This is a genomic window from Staphylococcus sp. HL28 (genome assembly GCF_021117155.1).
In the GTDB taxonomy this organism is placed as follows: Bacteria; Bacillota; Bacilli; order Staphylococcales; family Staphylococcaceae; genus Staphylococcus; species Staphylococcus warneri.
In genome coordinates this window covers 2,104,729-2,127,929 of the sequence record NZ_CP088218.1, presented here as the reverse complement: position 1 = coordinate 2,127,929, position 23,201 = coordinate 2,104,729, and the positions used below count along the sequence as shown (strand labels likewise).

The following is a 23,201-nucleotide window of genomic DNA, read 5'->3' as shown; positions in this document are numbered from 1 at the left end:
TATTTCATGATAAAATGAATTATATTTATTACTGTTTTTAAAGGAGTTTAACATGAAAAAGTGGATTATATTGTTTTTATCTGCAACATTAATGTTGTCTGCATGTGGTAAAAGTGAGGAAAAAGCTTCTTTAGAAAAGAGTGTAGACAAACTAGAAAAAGAAAATAAATCATTGAAAGCTCAAAAGAAAAAATTAAATAAACAAAAAGATGATTTAAAAGACCAACAAGATAAATTACAAAAAGAGGTAGATAGCACAGCCTCAAGCGAAGCAAGTCGTAAAGATTCAAGTGATAAAGATAGTGATAAGCAAAGTAATGAAGACAAATCATCATCTCAATCAAATTCACAACAGAATGGTCAACAATCAACTGAAAGAAAAGATACAAGTAAACAAACTCAAAACCAGTCTCACTCATCAACTCAGTCTAAGAATAACCAAAATCAATCTAATCAAACTTCTCAGCAAAAAGGGAATAATAAAGCTGGTACAGATTAGTCTAATTAAGACCAATCATCTTCTAAGCAACAGAATATGATATGATGAAATTACTATCATATCATTGGGCGATATTATCAGGTTTGATTGATAAAAATTTAGGGTATTTTAGTTGATAAATGTATATACTATAGAACCAATCAATGTCAGTAATATAATATTTGTCATTTAGAACAATGATGTAAAGAGGAGAGAAGCGCCATGCATGAACAAGATTTTAGTATTTTAGAAGGTAAAGCATTAACATTACCTGAATTAGGTAGAGAACTAGAAAATATTACAGGTAGACAGTTAATTGATTCTACAGGTGAAATTAAACGCGTGATTGCACACTTACCAAACTTTGAATCTGATACAGATACATTTGTAGCAACTTATCGTTTAAATCATCAAAATGATTTTATTGATGCAACATTTACTGCACCTAAAAATCAACGCGATCATTTAAAAGAAATTCCTGTGAATATTGAATTAATTAGTTATATCACTAAAAGTTAATATTTAAAATATACTATCTAATATAATAGCGCGATATGAATCATAAACGTTTCATAGCGCGTTAATTTTATATTAAAATAAATGTGAAGATGTATTTATGGAGTAATGGAGTGTTAAAAAATGGTTATTTATATTGAGACGGAGCGTTTAAAGCTACGAGATTGGGAAGAAAGTGATTTACTACCTTTTCAAAAGATGAATGCCAATCCACAGGTACGAAGATATTTTCCAAGTTTACTAAGTTATCGTCGTTCAGAACTTGATTTGAAGAAAATGGATCAAATTATTAAAGATTATGGTATCGGTTTATTTTCAGTGGAACTTAAAGAAACAAATGAATGGCTTGGATTTATAGGATTAAATTATATTCCAGAGGATAACGAGTATCCATTTAAAGAACTACCACTATATGAAATAGGTTGGCGCCTGATTCCTGAAGTTTGGGGAAATGGTATTGCGACAGAAGGTGCCGAAGCGGTGCTCCGATTTGCTAAAAAAAAAGGTATATCTAAAGTTTATAGTTTTACCGCTGAAACTAATTTACCATCAAGAAAAGTAATGGAAAAAATAGGTATGACATTCTTAGACCATTTTGAATTCCCAAATCTAAGTAAATATCATCCTTTGAAAAGACATGTGAGATATGAGATTGATTTATAAAATATAAAACAAAACGTCAAGAAGTAGAATGGTTAAATATATGACTAACATTCTACTTCTTGGCGTTTTTCAGTTGGAAAAATGTGAAATTTAGCATTAACTTAAGCAAAGGTATTGCAATTATTCTTCTATAGATATAAAATATCCATAGATATTAAAATTCTACGAAAAAAAGAAAGAAGGATAAAGTGATGAAAGCAATTATTTTAGGTGGTAATGGATTAGTTGGTAGAGAACTCACAAGACAATGGTTAAAAAGAGATCAAGACATCGAAATATATGTTGTATCAAGAAGTGGAAATAATGTTATTTCTCATAAAAATGTGCATAATATTAAAGGTGATATACAACATGTTGAACAAATTAAATCACAGTTACCTAATCAAGTTGACTATGTAGTTGATTTGATTGGTGGACCAGAAAAAGATGAACAAAAATTAAAAGCCTTGAACTTAGTACCAGCAGAAGTAACAATACAACTTGCCGATGATCTACACGCTGAGCATATTGGTTTTTTAGGAGCGTCATTAGGTCCTAAAGATTTCATTAATATTAAAAAGGACATTATCTCAAAATTAAAAGCAACCAATAAAAAGGTTAGTGTCGTAAGTCCTACAATTATTTATGGAGGCGAAAGACAGGATACACTTGGTAAATTAATACCGTTATTTAAAGTTTTAGGTAAAGTATCTAAAAATATGAAACCTGTACATGTGACTGATGTAGCGCTAGCATTGTTAAAACAACTTATGAAATAGGAGGAATCAACATGAAAATAAGTAAACATTTTGAACAAGGCATTTATGTGTTACTTATTTTGGCAACTCAAGAAGGTCAAGGCGCCGTTAAGAGTCAAACATTAAGTGAAAAATTGGAAGTATCAGATTCTTCATTGAAGAAGATTTTGAGAAAATTAGTTGTTGCAGATTTAATCACATCAAATGCTAGTAAAGATGGTGGATTTCAACTTAATCGATCAATTGAAGATATTACTTTAAAAGATGTCATAGAGGCTATAAGTAATGGAGATGTCATTGAATATGAAATTTCTCATTTATCAAGAAGGATATTTTTTAATGATCAGCATATAAAAGATAGTGAGATGAAAGTGAAACAACAACTTAATTACGCTATTCAAGCATTTAAAGAAAAATTAAATGAATTGCCTCTCGTGGAATTATTAGAAGATGAATATTTTAAACATAAACTTGTAGATTGGAATGATAATGATCGTACAGAACAATAATATCAATCAAATTAAAGTACATTTCATCAGAACTGGTTCAGTGTTGGTTGATGAAACATTAACAGGCCAAGGTGATTCTAGAAATCCTATTGCATTTACAGGGTTATTTAGATCTAGTAACCATCGAGTAGAAGTTCCAGTAAGTTGTTATTTAATAGAACACCCTAAAGGACTGATTCTGATTGATACGGGCATGGGTAAAGAAGCTGAAGGTAAAGTAACGCCATTACCTGGTTTAGTTAGAAAGAACAAAGTGGCAATACCGAATGTGAAAGTAGGGGAACTGATAGATGACCAAATTAAAGAATTAGGATTTAATGTGTCAGATATTGATTATGTCATCTTAAGCCATTTAGATGGCGACCATGCTGGAGGTCTTCAATTATTAAAAGAAGCAAAGACTATGATGATAAGTAATGAAGAGTATCAAAAGGCAAATCAACAGCATTCTATTAGATATAATACAGCTTTATGGCAAGGGACATCTTTACAACCATTCTATTTCAAAGATACACATATTGGCCCTCAAAAAAAATCGTTTGATTTATTTGGTGACGGTACCATTACCTTAGTTCATACACCTGGCCATTCAGTAGGGTTAACGAGTTTCATAATTAAATCATTGCGAAATGATGATTATATTTTATTAGCTTCAGATGTAGGATATTACCCAGGAAATTGGAGAGAACTTAGATTGCCTGGCATTTTAAGTAGTAAAAAACAAGAAAAGCGTTCACTACAATGGGTACAAAATATTGAAAAAGATAGACACTGTTTAGGTATTTATGCAAATCATGATCCGAATGTAACCATCGATGAATTATCAATATAATGAATTAGAAATATAAATAAAGCCAGAAAATGTAATTTAATTATTACATTTTCTGGCTTTTTTATAGTTAAGAGATTAATCATATGTACGAACACCTAAAGGTTGATAGTTAAGTAAACCTTCAAGTAACGATTCTTTAGTATCAAATAGTGGCGCTAATTCGCGATATTTTTCATCAATAAACCCTTCTGCAATCATATGATTGATAAGGGATTGTAACGGTTCGAAGAAACCATTAATGTTATATACACCGATTGGTTTTTGATGAATACCGATTTGTGCCCAACTATACATTTCAAAGAATTCTTCTAATGAACCGGCACCACCTGGCGCCATAACAAATGCATCTGCAAGTTCTGTCATTTTATTTTTACGTTCGTGCATCGAATCTACAAGAATGAGTTCACTGACTTTTTGACTCGTTATTTCTTTTTCATCAAGCATTTTTGGTATAACACCAATAGCTTTACCACCATGGTCTAATACACCATCCTGAATTGCCCCCATAATGCCTACAGAGCCAGCACCAAAGACCAATTCATAGCCTTTTTCTGCCATATACTTTCCTAATTCATACGCTTCTTTAACGTATATATCATTGTTACCTTTACTTGCACCACAATAAACTGCAATTTTCTTCATCATAATCCTCCACTATTATTATTGTTGTATAAGTAATTTAAATTGATGTTCGAAATGTTGTCTGTCTTGCCTTGTAAAAGGAGGAGGGCCTTTATGTCTTCCGCCTTGCTTTCGGATTTGAGCATTGATATAACGTTGATCTAACAACTGTTGGATATTATCATCATTAAACAAGAATCCTTTGTGATGCATAACAAATTTAACTTTATTTAGTAATAAACTTGCTAAACCGTAATCTTGAGTAATTACAATATCTTTAGAAGAGGCAAGTTGGACAATTTTATAATCTACAGATTCTGGCCCATCATCGACATAAACAGTTCGAACATGTTCAGGGTCGATTTGTGTTGAGAAGTGACTAAAACTACGTATAATTGTAACAAAAATGCCTGTCTCTTGTGTTAATTCAATAACTGAACTAACAACAGGACAAGCATCTCCGTCAATAATAATTTGTGTCATTAATGATTAAGCCTCTTGGTCGGCTTCTTTGTTTTGTTTAACAACACTTTTAGCTGTGTAATCTTTATATTTTTTGAATTCTTTTTTTCTAGCTTTTTCGGCTTCATCACGTAGTTTGTCTTCTTCTTTATGACGTTTCTCAATATTTTTTTGAAGCTTTTTGTCCATTTTTTTTGCTTCTTTACGATTTTCTTTTTCTAGCTTTTCACCTTTTTTCTCAGTTTTTTCATCGAGTTTACCAGGTGTTAAGCCAACTTTTTCTTCGTATTTCTGAGTTTTTTTCATATCTTTAATACGCTGTTTTTGGTTTTCTTCACGTAGTTTGTCTTCTTCTTTATGACGTTTTTCGATATTTTTTTGAAGCTTTTTATCCATTTTTTCAGCTTCTTTACGGTTTTGCTTAGCTAGTTTTTCGCCTTTTTTCTCAATGTAAGCAGGATCATTTTCTTTTGCGAATTTTTTCAATTCGCGTTTATTATCGAATTCTTGTTTTTTGTCTCCAACATAGGCTTTTACGTCTGATGACTTATTAGAAATAGCTGATGTTGTTTTAGATGCAGCTCTTGAAGTTGCATCAGTCGCTTTTTTAACATCGGGATGTTCTTTTATCTTTTTACGTTCTACGACTAAAGGAACGATAATAATTGGTAACACATTAATTGCTGTTTTGATGAGTTTCTTTTTGTCCATACTCGTTGCCTCCATTAAATTTACTATTTTTATCCATACCCTATGATACATGATAATAAACTAGAGATGCTAACAATATAGAGTGAAATTAAAGGAGAATATTTTGTAGTTTTATGAAATGATAATTTCATTATTATCAAGTAGTATTAAAAAAAGCCATCAAGTGATATTGTTATCACTCAATGGCTAAATGTTTGATTTTAAATACCTTTACCAATTCCGAAACCGAAGTAAAGAATTGCAATAATAACTACTAAAATGATTCGATAAATGGCGAATGGTACTAATTTTACTTTATTAATTAAGTGTAAGAAAGTCTTGATAGCGATTAGTCCTACGATAAATGCTGCTAAGAATCCTAATAGATAGAAAGGAATATGCGCTAAGTGAATATATTCGTAATGTTTTAATAATGATAAACCACTTGCTGCAAGCATAATAGGAACAGACATAATAAATGTAAAATCAGATGCTGCTTTGTGATTCATTTTCATTAAGACACCTGTTGAAATCGTTGATCCAGAACGACTAAAACCAGGCCACATAGCAATGGCTTGTGAAATACCAATGACGAATGCTTGGAAATAGTTAATTTGATCCACTGTTTGAGGATTAGTAACTTTTTCAGAATATTTATCAGCGATAATCATATAAATAGCACCTAAGAAAAGGCCAATCATAACTGTTGGTACACTGAATAAATATTTTTCTATCACATCGTCAAATAAGAAACCTAAAATACCTGCAGGAATCATACCAACTAATACGTGTAATAAGTTTAGACGTTGAGGTTTAGAGCGACGTCCTGCTGTAGCATGTTGTTCTGGTTTATGTTTACCAATATGTAATAATTCAAAGAAACGTTCTCTAAATACCCATGCTGCTGCGAAAACTGAACCTAATTGAATCACGACTTTAAAAGTAAATGCTGATTGCTCACCTAAGAACTCTGTGGATTTTAACCACATATTGTCGACAAGAATCATATGACCTGTAGAAGAAACAGGAGCAAATTCAGTAAGGCCTTCAACAATACCTAAAATAAGACCCTTGATCAATTCAAGTAATAACATAATGTACCTACTTTCATTTATAAATGTTTTTTTGATTACTATAAATTCACCATATTATCATAGCACACTCATTTCAAACCATGCTACTGTTAGTGACAACACTAGACCAAAGTATGAGAAAATCAAACGTCATAATATTGTCAAATGCACTATCATTGTGCATATAACTACTAGACTTTATTATTGAGTCTATAACGAAATTTAGGTGATTAAATTGTGAAAAAATTAATGCAACTAGTATATAAATATAAAAGATATCCAGTATTAATGCTTTTAGTATGTGCTACATTAGCTGTAACTGTGGTCGTACAAAATGTAGCAATAGCAGAATTCTTAAATATTATGTTATTTAAAACTAAGCAATCGATTGGTTTTATTCTTACTATGATTATAATCGTACTTATGTTACGTGCGACTTTAAATTTTAGCAATCAATTATTAGGTGATCATCTCTCAAATCATGTTAAACATGATTTGCGTCGACATATGGTTCATATAGAGTCAGAGCGTCCAGTGGGTGAGCAGATGACGTTAATAACAGAAACAATCGATGGAATTTCTCCATTTTATAAAAGCTATTTACCGCAAGTTTTTAAATCCATCATGATTCCTATGGCAATTATCATTGCTATGTTTTGGGTTCATCTGAATACAGCGCTAATTATGTTGGTAACAGCACCATTCATTCCATTGTTCTATATCATTTTCGGTTTGAAAACACGTGATGAATCTAAGGATCAAATGACTTACTTAAATCAGTTTGGACAACGATTCCTTAATCTGACACAAGGTTTAATTACGTTGAAGTTATTTAATCGTACAAAGCATACGGAAAAACAAATCTATGAAGATAGCACTCATTTTAGAGATTTGACGATGAAAATATTAAGAAGCGCATTTTTATCGGGACTAATGCTAGAGTTTATTAGTTTGTTAGGTGTAGGTCTTGTTGCATTAGAAGCAGCATTAAGCCTTGTTGTATTTCATACAATAGATTTTAAAACCGCGGCTATCGCCATTATTTTAGCACCAGAATTTTATAATGCGATTAAAGACTTGGGGCAAGCCTTCCATACTGGTAAACAAAGTGAAGGTGCAAGTGATGTGATATTTGAATTTTTAGATCATCCATCAAAGAATAAGCCCTCTAATTATAACTATCAAGAAGATCAAATACCTTTTATTCGATTAGATAACATTTCGTTTAAATATAATAATGAAATGGATCATGGATTTGCTATGAAACCAACTAATTTAGATATTTACGAACGTGAACATATCGCTTTAGTAGGACCAAGTGGCGCAGGTAAAACAACATTATCTAATATCATCACACGTACATTAGTACCTACGGAAGGGAAAATAACATTTAAACATCAACATATGCGTATGGGGATATTAAGTCAACATCCATATATTTTTACTGCATCAATTAAAGATAATATTGCTATGTTTAATGATGTTAATGATGAAATGATCGTTGATGTATTAGAAAAAGTACAGTTAAAAGAAAAAGTGATGTCATTACGTAATGGTATCCATACATTGATTGGTGATGGAGGAGAAACATTCTCTGGTGGACAGATGAGAAGGATAGAATTATGTCGCTTGCTTGTGATGCAACCAGATTTAGTTGTACTTGATGAGCCGGCCACTGGATTAGATATTGAAACAGAACAAGTCATCCAAAGTGTGCTTGATGATTATTTCAAAGACACAACTCAATTAATTATAGCCCATCGAGATGCAACAATTAGAAAGGCAACGCGACGATTATATATGCAAGATGGTTGCATTATTAAAGATGATCAATTGATTTCAGTGAATAAAGAAGAAAATGGTGACGAATCATGAAATCACAAATACGATTTACAATAGATAAAGATTTAGTGATTGCAATTATAATAGGTATCATAGGAAGTTTAGTCGCCTTAGCGATGTTCTTTTTAAGTGGTTATATGGTGACACAAAGTGCGTTGGGCGCTCCATTATATGCGTTGATGGTATTAGTCGTTTCTGTTAAATTATTTGGTTTTTTACGTGCCATTGCTAGATATTATGAAAGACTATATTCTCATCGAACGACATTCACTATGTTGAGAAACGTAAGAGTACAATTTTTTCAAGGTCTAGTTAAAGTAATACCAGACGTATATCGTAAGTTTAACTCGAGTGATTTAATTTCACGAATGGTAAGTAGAGTAGAAGCATTACAAAATATTTATTTACGAGTGTATTATCCACCGATAGTAATAGGGATGACAGCAATAATAACAATGTGTGTTTACATCTTTCTATCACCTGCGCATGCAGCGTTAATTGCTATGAGTATGATAATGACATTATGGGTCGTTCCTTTATTAAGTAGTAAAAGAGCACGAAAATTAAAACAAATTGTTAAAATTCAACAAAGCCAATTTTTAACTCGATTTTACGATTATCGCCAAGGTTATCAAGAATTACAACGATTTAATAAAGAAACTTCATTTAAAAATGATGTATTAGAACAATTACAAGCATTTGATCATTTACAAAATAAGGAACAACGATTTTTAACTATATATGATTATATTCTTAATATCATTGCAATGGTGTCGATATTTAGCACGTTATACTTAGGTGCGATACAAATACAATCACAAACATTAGATGTGGTTTATTTAACAAGTATCGTACTAATGGTACTTACTTTATTTGAACAAGCTGTTCCTATGAGTAATGTTGCATATTATAAAGCAGATACAGACCAATCATTATATGATATTAATGAAGTGATTCAATACGACGATGTAAAAAAAGTAAAAAATAGTCATGTAAAGGACGAATCAGCACCTTTATTTGAATTGAACAATGTCACATTTAAGTATGAAAATCAAGAAACACCTGTATTAAATCGAATATCATTCAATGTGTATCAAGGTGAGAGAATAGCCATTATAGGTCCATCAGGAAGTGGCAAGAGTACACTGCTACAAGTCATGTTAGGGTTATATCAAGTTCAAGAAGGGAGCGTTATTTATAAGCAGTCTGATATCTTTCGAATAGAAGATGAATCTAAATACAGTGATATTAATGCATTGTTACAGTCCCAACAATTATTTGATGGGACTGTAAAGGATAATTTACTAACAGATTGTAATGAGGATAAGATACAACATGTACTCAATTCGTTAGACTTATCTCATTTATCGTTGGAAGATTATATAACGATGGATGGAGAGACGTTATCAGGCGGGGAAATTCAACGATTAAGTATGGCTCGCTTATTGCTAAATACTAAGGCTAAGATTTGGATGTTAGACGAGCCAACTACCGGTCTAGATATTGAACATACAGTGCAAATGATGCATTTACTACTTAAACAAGTTGAAACAATGATTGTATCTACACATGATTTACGTCTATTACCAGATTTTGACAGAATTATTGTCATGATCGATGGAGAAATCAGAGAACAAGGTAGCTATGAAACGTTAATTCAAAATAGAGGTTATTTATATCAAATGGAACAGTTGAATCAGTAACATAGGCATGACAATAGAGTATTACAATACAAAAATGCTCTAAAATACTGAGAAGTACTTTAGAGCATTTTTATACTTTAAAAGTGTTAAATTCTAAACTTTAACTTTAAATTACCATGACAAAAGCTTAATTAATTATCTTTAGCTTCATTAAATGCATCAATGACTTTACCTAATAATCGGTTAAGTTCATCCACTTCTTCAAGTGATAATGATGATGCAGTTGCAACTTTTTCAGAAGCAGTGCTAAGTTCGGGTCTAATTTTTTCGCTTTTATCAGTCAAGTGAATAAATACTTCACGTTGATCGACTTCGGAACGTTCACGTTTGATTAAATCAACTTGTTCCATTCTTTTTAATAGTGGGGATACTGTACCAGTATCAAGTGCTAGTTCAGTCACAACCTTCTTAACGTTTACAGGTGACTCATCCCATAAAATAGTTAATACAAGGAATTGTGGATAAGTTAGATTGTACTTTTTAAAGACTTTGTTTGAGTAGTAGCGATTTACTTGTCTTTGAGCATTGTACAAACTAAAGCATAGTTGCTCTTTTAAATTATGTTGATCAGACATTAAAGTTCTCCTCCAGACATTCTATCCGTTTTTTTCTCTCTATTCGGATTGGAATCCGTCTATGTTGTGCGGAATATAATTCACAACACACTGTGATTCAATGTCATGCTAAAATTAAAGTATGTTTAAAGTTTAGAAGATATCTATCGTTAAATCAAGCAAAAAGATAATTTAATATTTATGTTATCATTTTTAAAAATACTTGTAATAGAAAAGGAATTTTACAATGAAAAATAATAATTTTAGAAAAATATCAATTTCTATCATTAGTGGTTTCCTAGGTAGTGGGAAAACCACGCTACTGACACATTATATTAGCGAATTATTAAAAATTGATGAGAAAATCAAGGTGATTATGAACGAATTTGGTTCATTTGATATTGATAGTCAAAATATAGACGCAAATATCGAAGTGCGATCAATCATCAATGGTTGTGTTTGCTGCGACTTAAAGACAGATTTAATCACTCAAATTCAATCATTAATACAACAGGGTGATTGTAATCATATCATTATTGAGGCAACAGGAATTGCTAATCCTATAGAAATGATTGCCGCATGTCAAGATCCGAGTATTATCGAATGTATAAATATGCCTCAAATCATTAGTTTAGTGGATGCTGAACGATTTTTAAATAGGAATGATTACACTACATCTACTCAAACACTCATGGAAGAACAACTTGAAATAAGTGATTTATTAGTCGTTAATAAAACAGACTGTGTTGATTCTGAGAAGTTACATAAAATTGAAGAAGAGTTGGTTCAAATTAATCCGCATGCGCCATATGTTTTAACAACATATGGACAATTTGATATCAAGTTATTAACTAATCCAACCATCGATAAAACTGTAAATCATAAACTCCACCATCACCATGGTATTAAAAGCATGAAATATACATTTACAGGTCCCATTGATCGCCAGTTATTTTATCAATTTATAATGCAATTACCGAAAAACGTGATGAGACTTAAAGGTTATGTGCAATTTAGAGATCAACCCAATGAAACCATTGAATTTCAATTGGCTTATGGTTTGCCTGATTTCGGTCCAATCAATCAAGAATTGCCTTTAATAATGGTCATTATCGGAGAGCATATCGATATTAATCAACTCAGAAATAAATTAGATATGTTACAATTTACTTGATTTTAAATTCAACTTCTTCTAAATATATAGGATGAAATTCTAAATAATAAGGTCGTGATGATAATGGATAGAATAAAGATTAACCAGTATGTTGATTTTTCAAAAATGATTCAAGGTTTTTGGAGAGCAAATGAATGGCAATATTCTGATCAAGAATTAAATCGTTTTATAAATCAACTTGTTGAACGTGGTATCACTACGATGGATCATGCCGATATTTATGGTGATTATCAATGTGAGTCTATATTTGGTAGCGCATTACAGTTATCACCTAACTTACGTGATCAAATTCAAGTGGTATCCAAATGTGGCATTGTCTTACCTTCTGAAACTCAAACGTTTACTGATGGTCATCGTTATGACCATAGTCGTCAACATATTATTCAATCAGTCAATCATTCATTACAACGTTTGAATGTGGATTATTTAGATAGCTTATTAATTCATAGACCTTCACCATTAATGAATCCTGATGAAATAACGGATGCTGTAAAGGAACTTGTTGATGAAGGTAAAATCAAATCATTTGGTGTATCCAATTTTAATGAAACACAGTATGATCTATTAAAACATAGCTTGAATCATGATAAATTGCATATTAGCATTAATCAACTAGAAGTTTCGCCATATCATACAGACATTTTAAATAATGGTGTGATGGACAAAATGTATGAAAATCAAGTAAAAGTAATGGCTTGGAGCCCATTTGCTGGCGGTAAATTGTTTGATCAATCCGATGACAAAGCGAGCCGTGTGCGTGCCATTATTGATCCTTTATCACAAAAATATGAGGTTGATGACACGGCTATTATGATAGCTTGGTTGAATAAACATCCCAATGATATCATGCCGGTGTTAGGTACGCGTAAAATTGAAAGAATTGATGCAGCTTTACCTGGCTTATCTATTAATTTAACTGACCAAGAATGGTTTGATATATACACTGCCGCAATGGGGCATGACATTTTATAAAAATGTTAGAAAGGATTTTATTAAATGAATAATGAAGATAAACATCAAAAACAAATTAAATTTGAACGCAATTTGATTATGATTCCTTATTTAATCTTTGCGATTATCGTACTCTTATGTAACATTTTTTATCCTGAGATAAAAGTAACAATGACATTATTTGGTTTACTCTTCGCCTATAATTTAGGCTTACTATTTATCGCATTCATTCGTCATTTTAAACGTACGCTTATTTTAACTTTAGTATTAACAATATTAAGCGGTGCTGCATTCTTTACACTATTATATGTGTTTGGTATAAACCATGAAATTTTTGGACAAATTAAAAAGTAAAATACCAGTATTTAATGAAAAACTCTGTTATTTCAATGTTATAATTAATTTGAAATAGCGGAGTTTTTGATTTTTATCAATTTATAAATGGGGAGTGTATTTGATGAATAAACGTAAAAAGATTTCTATTATCGGTGCTGGACAAACAGGTGCAACATTAGCTTTTATTTTAGCGAAAAATGAAAGCGCTGACATAGTTGTTGTAGATCGTCCACAATCTGAAAGTACAGTAAAAGGTAAAGCGTTAGATATTCAAGAAAGTGGACCTATATTCAACTTTAACGTTGAAATTAAAGGTACTGCCGATTATTCAGAAACGAAAGACTCAGATATAGTAGTGATAACAGCAGGAATTGCTAGAAAACCAGGTATGAGTAGAGATGATTTAATACAAACAAACGAAGAAATTGTTCATTATAGTTCACAACAAATCGCAAAATATGCACCCAATGCCATCATTATTGTATTAACTAATCCCGTTGATGCGATGACTTATTCAGCATTAGTCGCATCTGGCTTCCCTAAACATAGAGTATTGGGGCAATCAGGTGTATTAGATAGTGCCAGATATAAAACATTTATTGCACAAGAGCTAGGAATTTCTGTTGAAGATGTACAAGGTTTAGTATTAGGTGGTCATGGAGATACAATGGTGCCATTAGTCAACTCAACTCAAGTTAATGGTATTCCTTTAAATGAACTACTTGATCAGCAAGTCATTGATCAAATTATTGATAGAACACGTAAAGGTGGTGCTGAAATCGTTCAATTGTTAGGCAATGGTTCAGCATATTACGCACCTGCCGCTGCGATATATGAGATGATTGATGCCATTTTAAAAGACAAGTGTCGTGTATTGGCAGTAATTACTTACCTTGAAGGCGAGTATGGCTATCGAAATATCTGCTTAGGGGTACCAATTAAACTAGGGCAAAATGGTGTAGAAGAGATATTAGAATTGAATATAAGCCAAGAAGAGCAAAAGCAATTAGATACTTCAGCATTATCAGTCAAAAGTGTAAAAGAAGCACTTAAATATAGTTTTAAATAAAGCGTTTAAGTCAAAAATTAAATCCTATCGTTTACAATAAAATAAGTATATCTATTTTAAATAATTTAATATTTTAAAAGTGAGAATTATATGAATTTTGTAAGTAAATCGCATAGATAAAGCGCTTTCTTGATATAATTAGGGTGTAAGGTCAAGATAAAAAGGAGTCGGTGTCTATGTCTAAAGGGAATCAAACTTCACAGGTGGTCAATAACCAAACTACCAAAAAAGAGAAAAAGGGGTATAAACCACTGTGGATTATCATTAGTTTTATCGTATTGATAGCCATATTGCTTTTACCTACACCCACAGGCTTACCAGTGATGGCTAAAATGACTCTAGCGATACTAGCATTTGCTGTCATAATGTGGGTGACTGAAGCAGTGTCATACCCTGTTTCAGCAACATTGATTTTAGGACTGATTATTTTATTATTAGGATTCAGTCCAGTTCAAAATTTATCTGAGCAACTTGGTAATCCTAAAAATGGAGATGCCATTATTAAAGGCAGTGAAATATTAGGAACAAATAATGCTTTAACACTTGCGTTTAGTGGTTTTTCTACTTCAGCGGTAGCTTTAGTTGCAGCTGCATTATTTTTAGCAGCAGCTATGCAAGAGACTAACTTACACAAACGATTAGCATTATTAGTGTTATCTGTCGTAGGAAATAAAACTAAAAATATTGTCATAGGCGCAATACTCGTTTCAATTGTGCTTGCATTTTTTGTACCTTCTTCTACAGCTAGAGCGGGTGCGGTTGTACCGATATTATTAGGTATGATTGCTGCATTTAAAGTTTCTAAAGAGAGTAAGTTAGCATCATTATTAATTATTACCTCTGTACAAGCAGTTTCTATTTGGAATATTGGTATTAAGACAGCGGCAGCACAAAATATCGTTGCGATTAATTTTATCAATCAGAATTTAGGCCATGATGTATCATGGGGTGAATGGTTCATGTACGCAGCGCCCTGGTCAGTTTTAATGTCTATCGCACTTTATTTTATTATGATCAAAGTGATGCCACCCGAACGTGAATCTATTGAAGGCGGAAAAGCATTAATTAAAAAAGAGTTAAACGATTTAGGGCCAGTGAAACCGAGTGAATGGCGTTTAATCGTTATATCTATTTTATTATTGGTATTTTGGTCAACTGAAAAAGTGTTACATCCAATTGATTCTGCATCAATTACATTAATTGCTTTAGGTATTATGCTCTTACCTAAAATTGGCGTTATTACCTGGAAAGGTGTAGAAAATAAAATTCCTTGGGGCACAATCATCGTATTTGGTGTTGGTATTTCACTAGGAAATGTATTATTAAAAACAGGAGCAGCACAATGGTTGAGTGATCAAACATTTGGTTTAATGGGCCTTAAAGGATTGCCGATTATTGCAACCATAGCACTTATTACTTTATTTAATATTTTAATTCATCTAGGATTTGCAAGTGCTACAAGTTTATCATCTGCACTTATTCCTGTATTTATTTCATTAACATCAACATTACATCTTGGCGATCAATCTATCGGATTTGTTTTAATCCAACAATTTGTAATTAGCTTTGGATTCTTATTGCCAGTAAGTGCACCACAAAACATGTTAGCGTATGGTACAGACACATTTACAGTTAAAGATTTCTTGAAATCTGGTATACCATTAACGATAGTTGGCTATATATTAGTCATTATATTCAGTTTAACGTATTGGAAATGGTTAGGTTTAGTATAAATAATGAAAGATGAATAGCTTGGCGGTCGAAAGAGATCGCCAAGCTTTTTTTACGAATGAAATAGACGTTTTAAAAAGAGGATTATGTATGATTCTAAGTTAGATATTTATTTTTTTAGGATAAGGGTATAATTCAAAAAAACAGTGAATGTTAGGTGATTGAGTAATGAAAGTTGGCGTTATATTAAATAGAGTATTTAGAATTCATCATAATCCGTTACTAGCTTATATTAGTAATCATTTAGATAGTACTGATACATGTGTATTAATTATACCTAAAGAAAAGTTTGGTGATGAGGCAAAATTAAAAGCATCATTTTACCATGGTACACTCAACGCTTTTATCAACACATTAAATCATTATCAAATTCAACCCAATGTAATAGATTATGATCATTTAATAGCGTTTTGTAAAAATCAACAATTAGATAAAGTAGTAATGGCAAGTGACATCATGAGTTATCATCATGAATCATATGACTTTCCTCATCAAAAGCAAAGATTTCAAGATGCTGGAATCAAAGTTGAAGCGCTTCGTGTACAACATTATTTTAAACCTCGTAAAACGTTTAACAATCAAGGGGAACCATATAAAGTATTTACAAGTTTTTATAAAAAATGGCGACCATATGTAATGCAAAGACATAGAACACATTATGAATTAAGTGATATTTCAAAATTAGTCGAGCCTGCACAAAATTCAATAACAATCTATGAAAGTCAAAATGGGTTAACTGAAAAAGAAGTACAACAACAATGGCATAGTTTTTTGAATAATGATATTCAAAATTATCATTCAAATAGAGAATATCTACCTGAAGTATTAACGAGTCAACTCAGTATTGCACTAGCTTACGGATTGATTGATATATTACAAGTATTTAATGATTTATTACATGGTTACGAAAGTGACGAATCTAATTATGAAGCATTTATAAGAGAATTAATTTTTAGAGAGTTCTATTATGTACTGATGGCGCAATATCCAGAAACAGCCCATCAATCATTTAAAGAGAAATATCGAAACATTGAATGGGTCAATGACAAGCAACAATTTGATCAATGGAAAAATGGTGAAACTGGATATCCTATTGTAGATGCAGCTATGCAAGAGCTAAATCAAACTGGATATATGCATAATCGAATGAGAATGGTGACATCCCAATTCTTAACGAAAGATTTATTGATAGACTGGACATGGGGAGAAACTTATTTCAAAGATAAATTGATTGATTATGATAATGCGTCAAATGTGCATGGATGGCAGTGGTCGGCTTCGACTGGGACAGATGCTGTTCCATATTTTAGAATGTTTAACCCTATAAAACAAAGTGAGCGATTCGATCCCGACGCATTATATATAAAACAATGGCTACCCACACTTAATCATGTAGATAGCCATCTATTACACGATACTAAAAAGCACATGCAATTATTGAAACAACAAGGTATTGAATTAGGTATTGATTATCCTGAACCAATGGTTAACCACCAAGACAGTCGTCAACGTGTGATGTCATTGTTTAAATCGTTATCATAAATGTGTTTTTCTATTTGGAGGTTATTTGAATTGAGTTGGTTCAATACGAAAGACATATTAATTATTTGAGCCAAAACATGCAAACATATACAGCAACATATTCAAAAAAGGTTAAAATATACATATATTTTAATCGTAACTTAACACCAAGTGGGACGTCCCAATTTGGATATTTTCTTTCGAAATAAAAAGCTTGCAAAATAAACAACCCGATACCTAGTGGTAAAAACATAAGACCGATACTTTTAGCATAGCTAAAACCGATATCATGTATAAAATGACCTACAATAAGTTGTAGAATAATAATAATTGCTAATAAAATGATCACATTTAACATCATTTTTGTAATCGAACTCCTTTTACAAATAAAATGATTGCTGACTGCATAATTACCATTAATAATACAAAGATAAATGTTTTTAGGTTAAATACACCTAAGACTTCATAGAATATCTTTAATGGTTCATTAATTAAATATACCGTATGAAGTCGTAAGAAGCGGCCCATGTAGATACCTAAACCGTTTAAAAACATAAGAATAATAACTAATAGGCGATTGAGCCAGACATATTTGGTAAAATGTAGAATTTCCATAAAAATTAAGATCATGACATACATGGCTAAAAAGACGCCTAACATTAAATAAGTAAAGAATATCCATTCCTTTAAATTTAATCCTATTAAGAAGTTGAATTGAAACTGATTTAAATGAATCAAATCAGTAATCATATAGAAGGTATTAGGTACAAGTAATAAAAAGATCATGCCAAATACAATAAATAAAGGCCATTCGAATTTCTTGATAGGTTTGAATAATTTTAATAATAAGCATAGTTCGAATGGAATATAAGCTAAAAATAAATTTAACGTCATAAAATTGAAAATCCTGGTTTCAAATAAAGATATCATAAACAGAATAATGAAATATATTCTTGCTATATAACGAGGTTGCATGATTAACACTACTTTCATAACATACTTTGGTTGTCATTTGATTTAACACTTTCACCCGTTAAAATAAAATTGAACAACTGAATTTTAATAATATCGTTCTAAGCTATAGTAATCAACCAAAAAAGTAAAAGCGGTAAGAATAATCGTTTTAAATAACCTTCATATTATATAGAAGAAATATTAAGACGTCTGGCTGTTAATTTGTTGTGAAATATATTACAATGTATTGACTTTTAACGTATTGATATGATGAAAAGGTATGATTATATCAATACCGGCATATTATGAATAAAGATATGTAAAATATGAGAGAGGGGGACACCGTTATGAGAAAACAATTATTTACACTCTACTTTAATATTTTCCTAATATTTTTAGGGATAGGACTCGTTATACCTGTGCTACCGGTTTATCTTAAAGATTTGGGTTTAAAAGGTAGTGATTTAGGTATACTCGTCGCTTCATTTGCATTAGCGCAAATGATTATTTCACCATTTGGTGGTGGGCTAGCTGATAAACTGGGTAAAAAATTAATTATATGTATCGGTCTTGTTTTATTTTCAATATCTGAGTTTATGTTTGCGGTTGGCCACTCATTTACAATTTTGGTTATTTCGCGTGTGTTAGGTGGCTTTAGTGCTGGGATGGTTATGCCAGGCGTAACAGGACTAATTGCTGATATTTCTCCGTCACAAGATAAAGCGAAGAACTTTGGTTACATGTCAGCAATCATTAATTCTGGTTTTATTTTAGGACCTGGTTTTGGCGGATTTTTAGCAGAAGTTTCGCATAGATTACCTTTCTATTTTGCAGGAGGATTGGGGATTGTTGCTTTTATTATGTCATTAATTGTGATTCACAATCCTAAGAAAATGACAACAGCAGGTTTCCCACAATATGATCCAGAGCTCTTAACTAAAATTAATTGGAAGGTATTCTTAACACCGGTTATTTTGACTCTAGTATTAGCATTCGGTTTGTCTGCATTTGAAACACTATTTTCATTATATACATCTGATAAAGCTGGCTATACGCCTAAAGATATTTCAATTGCTATCACAGGTGGGGGCATTTTTGGTGCCTTATTCCAAGTATTTTTCTTCGATAAATTCATGAAATTTACAACTGAATTGAATTTTATTGCATGGTCATTATTATATTCAGCAATTGTTTTAGTGATGTTGATTATCGCGCAAGGTTATTGGACTATTATGCTTATTAGCTTTATCGTCTTTATTGGTTTCGACATGATTAGACCTGCGATTACTAACTACTTTTCTAATATTGCAGGTAATCGACAAGGTTTTGCAGGAGGACTAAACTCAACATTCACAAGTATGGGTAATTTTATCGGCCCTCTAGTTGCAGGTACACTTTTTGATGTGAATATCGAGTTTCCATTATATATGGCTATAGCGGTATCATTAAGTGGTATTGTCATTATTTTTATTGAAAAAATGATAAGAACGCAATTAAATCGAAATTCAAAATGATAATAGACGCCATTCAGCGAAAACGTTGAATGGTTTTTATTTATTTTAAACATGTATACCTTGAAAAAGTACTAATATAACGTGACAAAACCCTTTAATTTTTTAATATTGTTTTCGAACGATTTTGAATGCTTGTGACACTTTTTTATTTAAAAAATCACTTTAATGTATTAATTGAAGATAATTACTTCGTTTTTTAATGTTTTTATGTAACAAAAATAACAACTTCAGTAATATTACTGTTACAAATATTACAATCTATTTAAATTGTGACCCACATATCTAAAATTAAAAATTATTATGTTAAGATAGACAAAAATCGAATGAGAAATGTGGGTAAGGAGATGAATTTGAAAAACTTATTATTAAGTATCTTTGCAGTTATTTTGACAATATGTTTAATAGGTCTAATATTTTTAGCTACTAATCAAAATGCATTAGCTAAAGTACATCAGACTATTTGTACATTTTCAAAAGCAAATAAAGTATCTGCATTAGAGAAAACAATTAATTTTACTGATTTTAAAACAGCGAATGCTTCAGAAAAAAGTGAAGACAATAATAATGACAAGCAACAAAAGACTACATATTTAAAAAAAGACAATCATAGATCATCAGAAAATCATTTTACGCCAAGAGAATGTAAAGTGATTGCATTAAATTATGCGAACAATCATTTAAATGAAAATTATGATTTAAAACAAGTTGATTATCAAAATCAATCATCAAATTATCAATATGTGAATCAACAAAATCAACAACAATCCAATATAGTAGTGAATGACAGCGGTCAAGTTGGGGAAAATCATTCACATATGAGATAGCACATGCTTACTAATGGGAGCATGTGCTTTTTTGTGATTACTATATGAAGAACTAGTGTTAAAATATAGAGGATTAAGTTAAGTAATACCAGAGGTGAGAATATGGGTAAAACCAAAAAAACAAATGCAATGCGCATGTTAGATAGAGCAAAGGTCGATTATCAAACTAACATATTTGAAGTAACTGAAGAACACCAAACGGGCGAACAAATAGCAGCACTTGTGAATGCCAATGTTGAAGATGTTTATAAAACGCTTGTATTAGAAAATGCCAACCATGATCATTTCGTATTTGTTATACCAGTTAACGCAACGTTAGATATGAAAAAAGCTGCTCATGAAGTAGGCGAGAAAAAATTAAATTTAATGCCTTTAGATCAGCTTAAACAGGTCACAGGATATATTAGAGGTGGATGTTCACCTATTGGTATGAAGCATTTATTCCCGACTGTTATTGACCAGTCTGCGCTACAACGAGAAAAAATATATATCAGTGGTGGCCAAAGAGGTATGCAAATCATTATCACAGTCAAAGATTTGGTAGCAATGACAAACGCTAAAGTGGCTTCAGTCATTCATGACTAAAGCACTAGCAATAAAATAATAATTAATCAAACACGGAAATACATGGACACAACTAGTCTACAAGATAGTGAATGTATTTTCGTGTTATTTTTGTCACAAAATGAATGTTTTTGATTGTTTTTGACAATTTTTGATTGAATTTTGTAAGCGCGCTCATTATAATGGTAATTGAGATGGGGTGGTTATATTGATATCTGAAAAACGACACGATTTGATTTTACAAGAACTTATAAAAAAGGATTTTCTGACACTCCAGGAATTAATGGATAGAACTGGTTGTAGTGCTTCTACCATCCGACGTGATTTATCGAAGTTGCAATTAGCTGGTAAATTACAACGTATTCATGGTGGTGCCACACTTAACCATAATCGAATGGTAGAACCGAGATTAACAGAGAAATTAACGCAAAATTCACGCGAAAAGAAAGAAATTGCCAAACAAGCTGCTCGACAAATTAGAGATAATGAATGTGTTTTTTTAGATGCTGGGTCAACAACGTTAGAGATGATACCTTACATAGATGCAAAAGATATTATTGTTGTAACTAATGGTTTGACTCATGTTGAACAACTACTTAAAAAAGGGATTAAGACCTTAATGTTAGGTGGTCAAGTTAAAGAAAATACATTCGCTACAGTGGGTTCGAGTGCTTTAGAAACATTGAGACGATATTGTTTTGATAAATCATTTATTGGAATGAACGGTATAGACGTAAAGTATGGTTTAACCACACCTGATGAACAAGAGGCGTTAATTAAAGATAATGCAATGCGACTTTCTAATGAAAGCTTTGTTGTTGTAGATGAAACGAAATTTAATCAAGTGTACTTTGCTAGAGTACCTGTGCAAGATAATACTCGAATCATTACCTCTAAACAAGGATTACAACATGTGAATGAAGCGTTTGCGGCACAATATGAATTTTTAGGAGGGACAATATGATATATACAGTTACTTTTAATCCATCCATTGACTATGTCATGTTTGTAGAAGATTTTAAGATAGATGGTTTAAATCGCGCTCAAGATACAAATAAATTTGCCGGTGGTAAAGGTATTAATGTTTCAAGGGTGCTAAAGACTTTGGAAGTTGATTCTACAGCATTAGGATTTGCTGGTGGCTTTCCAGGAGATTTTATAGCTCAAACATTAAAAGATAGTGATATTCACACAGATTTTGTGCAAGTAGATGAAGATACGCGTATCAATGTTAAATTGAAAACAGGTCAAGAAACTGAAGTGAATGCACAAGGTCCTAATGTGACAGATGCACAATTTCAATCATTATTAAATCAGATTAAAGAAACGACAGACAAGGATACTGTTATTGTTGCTGGTAGTGTACCAAAGAGCATTCCGAGTGATGCTTATGCGCAGATTGCTAAGATTACACAACAAACAGGTGCGCAATTAGTTGTTGATGCTGAAAAAGATTTAGTTGAAACAGTGTTAGAATATCAGCCATTATTTATTAAACCTAATAAAGAAGAATTAGAAGTTATGTTTAATGCATCTGTTAAAAGTGATGAAGATGTTATTAAATATGCTAAACAAATCTTAGACAATGGTGCACAATCAGTCATTGTGTCATTAGGTGGAGATGGCGCCATTTATGTGGATCGTCAACAAAGTATCAAAGCTGTGAATCCAAAAGGTAAAGTGATTAATACAGTTGGATCAGGCGATAGTACGGTAGCAGGTATGGTAGCTGGGTTAGCTACTGGTTTATCTGTGAAAGATGCATTTAAGCAAGCAGTAGCTTCGGGAACTGCTACTGCTTTTGATGCAGATTTAGCAACAAAAGATGCAATAGAAAATATCAAATCACAAGTTACGATTTCTGTACTTGATGGGGAGTGAAT

General features: G+C 31.7%; 26 protein-coding genes. 19 read left to right on the top strand and 7 right to left on the bottom strand.

What is annotated here, in order from left to right; genetic code table 11:
- Positions 1-52 precede the first annotated feature (52 nt).
- From LPC11_RS10400 to LPC11_RS10375, 6 genes are all read left to right on the top strand, one after another.
- Positions 53-499, top strand: a complete 447-nt coding sequence (locus LPC11_RS10400) for an SA0632 family lipoprotein (protein WP_023374761.1) — start codon at positions 53-55, stop codon at positions 497-499.
- Between the two features lie 201 nt (positions 500-700).
- A complete protein-coding gene (locus LPC11_RS10395) occupies positions 701-997 on the top strand; it encodes a hypothetical protein (protein ID WP_002465973.1) in 297 nt (98 codons plus the stop codon).
- 120 nt (positions 998-1,117) lie between these two features.
- Positions 1,118-1,657 carry a GNAT family N-acetyltransferase gene (locus LPC11_RS10390; protein WP_023374762.1) on the top strand — a complete coding sequence of 180 codons (540 nt, stop codon included), beginning with the start codon at positions 1,118-1,120 and terminating at the stop codon, positions 1,655-1,657.
- Positions 1,658-1,848: 191 nt separating this feature from the next.
- Entirely contained in the window at positions 1,849-2,415 is a 567-nt protein-coding gene (locus LPC11_RS10385) for an NAD-dependent epimerase/dehydratase family protein (protein ID WP_023374763.1), read from the top strand.
- A gap of 11 nt (positions 2,416-2,426) precedes the next feature.
- The gene (locus LPC11_RS10380; RefSeq protein WP_023374764.1) at positions 2,427-2,903 is read left to right on the top strand and encodes an RrF2 family transcriptional regulator; all 477 of its coding nucleotides are present in this window, start codon (positions 2,427-2,429) and stop codon (positions 2,901-2,903) included.
- Positions 2,884-3,735 carry an N-acyl homoserine lactonase family protein gene (locus LPC11_RS10375; RefSeq protein WP_164967144.1) on the top strand — a complete coding sequence of 284 codons (852 nt, stop codon included), beginning with the start codon at positions 2,884-2,886 and terminating at the stop codon, positions 3,733-3,735. The genes LPC11_RS10380 and LPC11_RS10375 overlap by 20 nt, the downstream gene beginning before the upstream one ends.
- A 75-nt stretch (positions 3,736-3,810) precedes the next feature.
- Here the strand turns inward: LPC11_RS10375 and LPC11_RS10370 are convergent, their stop codons facing one another.
- The 4 genes from LPC11_RS10370 to LPC11_RS10355 form a co-directional block, all read right to left on the bottom strand.
- Positions 3,811-4,377, bottom strand: coding sequence for an LOG family protein (locus LPC11_RS10370; protein WP_231307261.1), 567 nt, complete (start codon positions 4,375-4,377; stop codon positions 3,811-3,813).
- Positions 4,378-4,395: 18 nt separating this feature from the next.
- Entirely contained in the window at positions 4,396-4,839 is a 444-nt protein-coding gene (locus LPC11_RS10365) for a YaiI/YqxD family protein (RefSeq protein ID WP_023374766.1), read from the bottom strand.
- 6 nt (positions 4,840-4,845) lie between these two features.
- Positions 4,846-5,529, bottom strand: coding sequence for a hypothetical protein (locus tag LPC11_RS10360; protein WP_015365310.1), 684 nt, complete (start codon positions 5,527-5,529; stop codon positions 4,846-4,848).
- Between the two features lie 200 nt (positions 5,530-5,729).
- A complete protein-coding gene (locus LPC11_RS10355; RefSeq protein WP_023374767.1) occupies positions 5,730-6,602 on the bottom strand; it encodes an undecaprenyl-diphosphate phosphatase in 873 nt (290 codons plus the stop codon).
- Positions 6,603-6,818: 216 nt separating this feature from the next.
- Between LPC11_RS10355 and LPC11_RS10350 the strand changes: the two genes are divergently transcribed.
- Positions 6,819-8,456 (top strand): ABC transporter ATP-binding protein/permease, encoded by a 1,638-nt coding sequence (locus tag LPC11_RS10350; protein WP_231307260.1) that lies wholly within the window; start codon positions 6,819-6,821, stop codon positions 8,454-8,456.
- On the top strand, positions 8,453-10,126 hold the full coding sequence (locus tag LPC11_RS10345) for an amino acid ABC transporter ATP-binding/permease protein (RefSeq protein ID WP_023374769.1): 1,674 nt from the start codon (positions 8,453-8,455) through the stop codon (positions 10,124-10,126). Before LPC11_RS10350 ends, LPC11_RS10345 begins: the two co-directional genes overlap by 4 nt.
- A gap of 131 nt (positions 10,127-10,257) precedes the next feature.
- Here the strand turns inward: LPC11_RS10345 and LPC11_RS10340 are convergent, their stop codons facing one another.
- Positions 10,258-10,701, bottom strand: coding sequence for a global transcriptional regulator MgrA (locus LPC11_RS10340; protein ID WP_002467156.1), 444 nt, complete (start codon positions 10,699-10,701; stop codon positions 10,258-10,260).
- A gap of 226 nt (positions 10,702-10,927) precedes the next feature.
- Between LPC11_RS10340 and LPC11_RS10335 the strand changes: the two genes are divergently transcribed.
- From LPC11_RS10335 to LPC11_RS10310, 6 genes are all read left to right on the top strand, one after another.
- Positions 10,928-11,854: a CobW family GTP-binding protein gene (locus tag LPC11_RS10335; RefSeq protein ID WP_107566403.1), complete on the top strand. Its 927-nt coding sequence runs from the start codon at positions 10,928-10,930 to the stop codon at positions 11,852-11,854.
- Between the two features lie 63 nt (positions 11,855-11,917).
- On the top strand, positions 11,918-12,826 hold the full coding sequence (locus LPC11_RS10330) for an aldo/keto reductase (RefSeq protein ID WP_023374771.1): 909 nt from the start codon (positions 11,918-11,920) through the stop codon (positions 12,824-12,826).
- A gap of 24 nt (positions 12,827-12,850) precedes the next feature.
- Positions 12,851-13,159: a hypothetical protein gene (locus tag LPC11_RS10325; protein WP_104681616.1), complete on the top strand. Its 309-nt coding sequence runs from the start codon at positions 12,851-12,853 to the stop codon at positions 13,157-13,159.
- Between the two features lie 103 nt (positions 13,160-13,262).
- Positions 13,263-14,210 carry a malate dehydrogenase gene (gene mdh / locus LPC11_RS10320; protein ID WP_023374773.1) on the top strand — a complete coding sequence of 316 codons (948 nt, stop codon included), beginning with the start codon at positions 13,263-13,265 and terminating at the stop codon, positions 14,208-14,210.
- 176 nt (positions 14,211-14,386) lie between these two features.
- Positions 14,387-15,943 carry an SLC13 family permease gene (locus LPC11_RS10315; protein WP_023374774.1) on the top strand — a complete coding sequence of 519 codons (1,557 nt, stop codon included), beginning with the start codon at positions 14,387-14,389 and terminating at the stop codon, positions 15,941-15,943.
- 166 nt (positions 15,944-16,109) lie between these two features.
- Entirely contained in the window at positions 16,110-17,483 is a 1,374-nt protein-coding gene (locus LPC11_RS10310) for a cryptochrome/photolyase family protein (RefSeq protein WP_023374775.1), read from the top strand.
- Positions 17,484-17,544: 61 nt separating this feature from the next.
- Here LPC11_RS10310 and LPC11_RS10305 read toward each other — a convergent pair whose 3' ends face one another.
- Both LPC11_RS10305 and LPC11_RS10300 read right to left on the bottom strand, forming a co-directional pair.
- Positions 17,545-17,823 carry a hypothetical protein gene (locus LPC11_RS10305; protein ID WP_023374776.1) on the bottom strand — a complete coding sequence of 93 codons (279 nt, stop codon included), beginning with the start codon at positions 17,821-17,823 and terminating at the stop codon, positions 17,545-17,547.
- Positions 17,820-18,437: a DUF1361 domain-containing protein gene (locus LPC11_RS10300; protein ID WP_023374777.1), complete on the bottom strand. Its 618-nt coding sequence runs from the start codon at positions 18,435-18,437 to the stop codon at positions 17,820-17,822. Before LPC11_RS10300 ends, LPC11_RS10305 begins: the two co-directional genes overlap by 4 nt.
- 326 nt (positions 18,438-18,763) lie before the next feature.
- Between LPC11_RS10300 and norA the strand changes: the two genes are divergently transcribed.
- From norA to pfkB, 5 genes are all read left to right on the top strand, one after another.
- Entirely contained in the window at positions 18,764-19,930 is a 1,167-nt protein-coding gene (norA, locus tag LPC11_RS10295) for a multidrug efflux MFS transporter NorA (protein ID WP_023374778.1), read from the top strand.
- Between the two features lie 344 nt (positions 19,931-20,274).
- On the top strand, positions 20,275-20,754 hold the full coding sequence (locus LPC11_RS10290; RefSeq protein WP_023374779.1) for a hypothetical protein: 480 nt from the start codon (positions 20,275-20,277) through the stop codon (positions 20,752-20,754).
- A gap of 102 nt (positions 20,755-20,856) precedes the next feature.
- Positions 20,857-21,339 (top strand): Cys-tRNA(Pro) deacylase, encoded by a 483-nt coding sequence (ybaK, locus tag LPC11_RS10285; RefSeq protein ID WP_023374780.1) that lies wholly within the window; start codon positions 20,857-20,859, stop codon positions 21,337-21,339.
- Between the two features lie 187 nt (positions 21,340-21,526).
- Positions 21,527-22,282 carry a DeoR/GlpR family DNA-binding transcription regulator gene (locus tag LPC11_RS10280; RefSeq protein WP_041613867.1) on the top strand — a complete coding sequence of 252 codons (756 nt, stop codon included), beginning with the start codon at positions 21,527-21,529 and terminating at the stop codon, positions 22,280-22,282.
- Positions 22,279-23,199, top strand: coding sequence for a 1-phosphofructokinase (gene pfkB, locus LPC11_RS10275; RefSeq protein ID WP_023374782.1), 921 nt, complete (start codon positions 22,279-22,281; stop codon positions 23,197-23,199). The genes LPC11_RS10280 and pfkB overlap by 4 nt, the downstream gene beginning before the upstream one ends.
- Positions 23,200-23,201: the final 2 nt, after the last annotated feature.

Excerpts from the sequence above, each read along its gene's own strand:
- LPC11_RS10400 (WP_023374761.1), top strand. The coding sequence starts at position 53 with ATGAAAAAGTGGATTATATTGTTTTTATCTGCAACATTAATGTTGTCT.
- LPC11_RS10395 (WP_002465973.1), top strand. The coding sequence starts at position 701 with ATGCATGAACAAGATTTTAGTATTTTAGAAGGTAAAGCATTAACATTA.
- LPC11_RS10390 (WP_023374762.1), top strand. The coding sequence starts at position 1,118 with ATGGTTATTTATATTGAGACGGAGCGTTTAAAGCTACGAGATTGGGAA.
- LPC11_RS10385 (WP_023374763.1), top strand. The coding sequence starts at position 1,849 with ATGAAAGCAATTATTTTAGGTGGTAATGGATTAGTTGGTAGAGAACTC.
- LPC11_RS10380 (WP_023374764.1), top strand. The coding sequence starts at position 2,427 with ATGAAAATAAGTAAACATTTTGAACAAGGCATTTATGTGTTACTTATT.
- LPC11_RS10375 (WP_164967144.1), top strand. The coding sequence starts at position 2,884 with ATGATCGTACAGAACAATAATATCAATCAAATTAAAGTACATTTCATC.
- LPC11_RS10370 (WP_231307261.1), bottom strand. The coding sequence starts at position 4,377 with ATGAAGAAAATTGCAGTTTATTGTGGTGCAAGTAAAGGTAACAATGAT.
- LPC11_RS10365 (WP_023374766.1), bottom strand. The coding sequence starts at position 4,839 with ATGACACAAATTATTATTGACGGAGATGCTTGTCCTGTTGTTAGTTCA.
- LPC11_RS10360 (WP_015365310.1), bottom strand. The coding sequence starts at position 5,529 with ATGGACAAAAAGAAACTCATCAAAACAGCAATTAATGTGTTACCAATT.
- LPC11_RS10355 (WP_023374767.1), bottom strand. The coding sequence starts at position 6,602 with ATGTTATTACTTGAATTGATCAAGGGTCTTATTTTAGGTATTGTTGAA.
- LPC11_RS10345 (WP_023374769.1), top strand. The coding sequence starts at position 8,453 with ATGAAATCACAAATACGATTTACAATAGATAAAGATTTAGTGATTGCA.
- LPC11_RS10340 (WP_002467156.1), bottom strand. The coding sequence starts at position 10,701 with ATGTCTGATCAACATAATTTAAAAGAGCAACTATGCTTTAGTTTGTAC.
- LPC11_RS10335 (WP_107566403.1), top strand. The coding sequence starts at position 10,928 with ATGAAAAATAATAATTTTAGAAAAATATCAATTTCTATCATTAGTGGT.
- LPC11_RS10330 (WP_023374771.1), top strand. The coding sequence starts at position 11,918 with ATGGATAGAATAAAGATTAACCAGTATGTTGATTTTTCAAAAATGATT.
- LPC11_RS10325 (WP_104681616.1), top strand. The coding sequence starts at position 12,851 with ATGAATAATGAAGATAAACATCAAAAACAAATTAAATTTGAACGCAAT.
- mdh (WP_023374773.1), top strand. The coding sequence starts at position 13,263 with ATGAATAAACGTAAAAAGATTTCTATTATCGGTGCTGGACAAACAGGT.
- LPC11_RS10315 (WP_023374774.1), top strand. The coding sequence starts at position 14,387 with ATGTCTAAAGGGAATCAAACTTCACAGGTGGTCAATAACCAAACTACC.
- LPC11_RS10310 (WP_023374775.1), top strand. The coding sequence starts at position 16,110 with ATGAAAGTTGGCGTTATATTAAATAGAGTATTTAGAATTCATCATAAT.
- LPC11_RS10305 (WP_023374776.1), bottom strand. The coding sequence starts at position 17,823 with ATGATGTTAAATGTGATCATTTTATTAGCAATTATTATTATTCTACAA.
- LPC11_RS10300 (WP_023374777.1), bottom strand. The coding sequence starts at position 18,437 with ATGCAACCTCGTTATATAGCAAGAATATATTTCATTATTCTGTTTATG.
- norA (WP_023374778.1), top strand. The coding sequence starts at position 18,764 with ATGAGAAAACAATTATTTACACTCTACTTTAATATTTTCCTAATATTT.
- LPC11_RS10290 (WP_023374779.1), top strand. The coding sequence starts at position 20,275 with ATGAATTTGAAAAACTTATTATTAAGTATCTTTGCAGTTATTTTGACA.
- ybaK (WP_023374780.1), top strand. The coding sequence starts at position 20,857 with ATGGGTAAAACCAAAAAAACAAATGCAATGCGCATGTTAGATAGAGCA.
- pfkB (WP_023374782.1), top strand. The coding sequence starts at position 22,279 with ATGATATATACAGTTACTTTTAATCCATCCATTGACTATGTCATGTTT.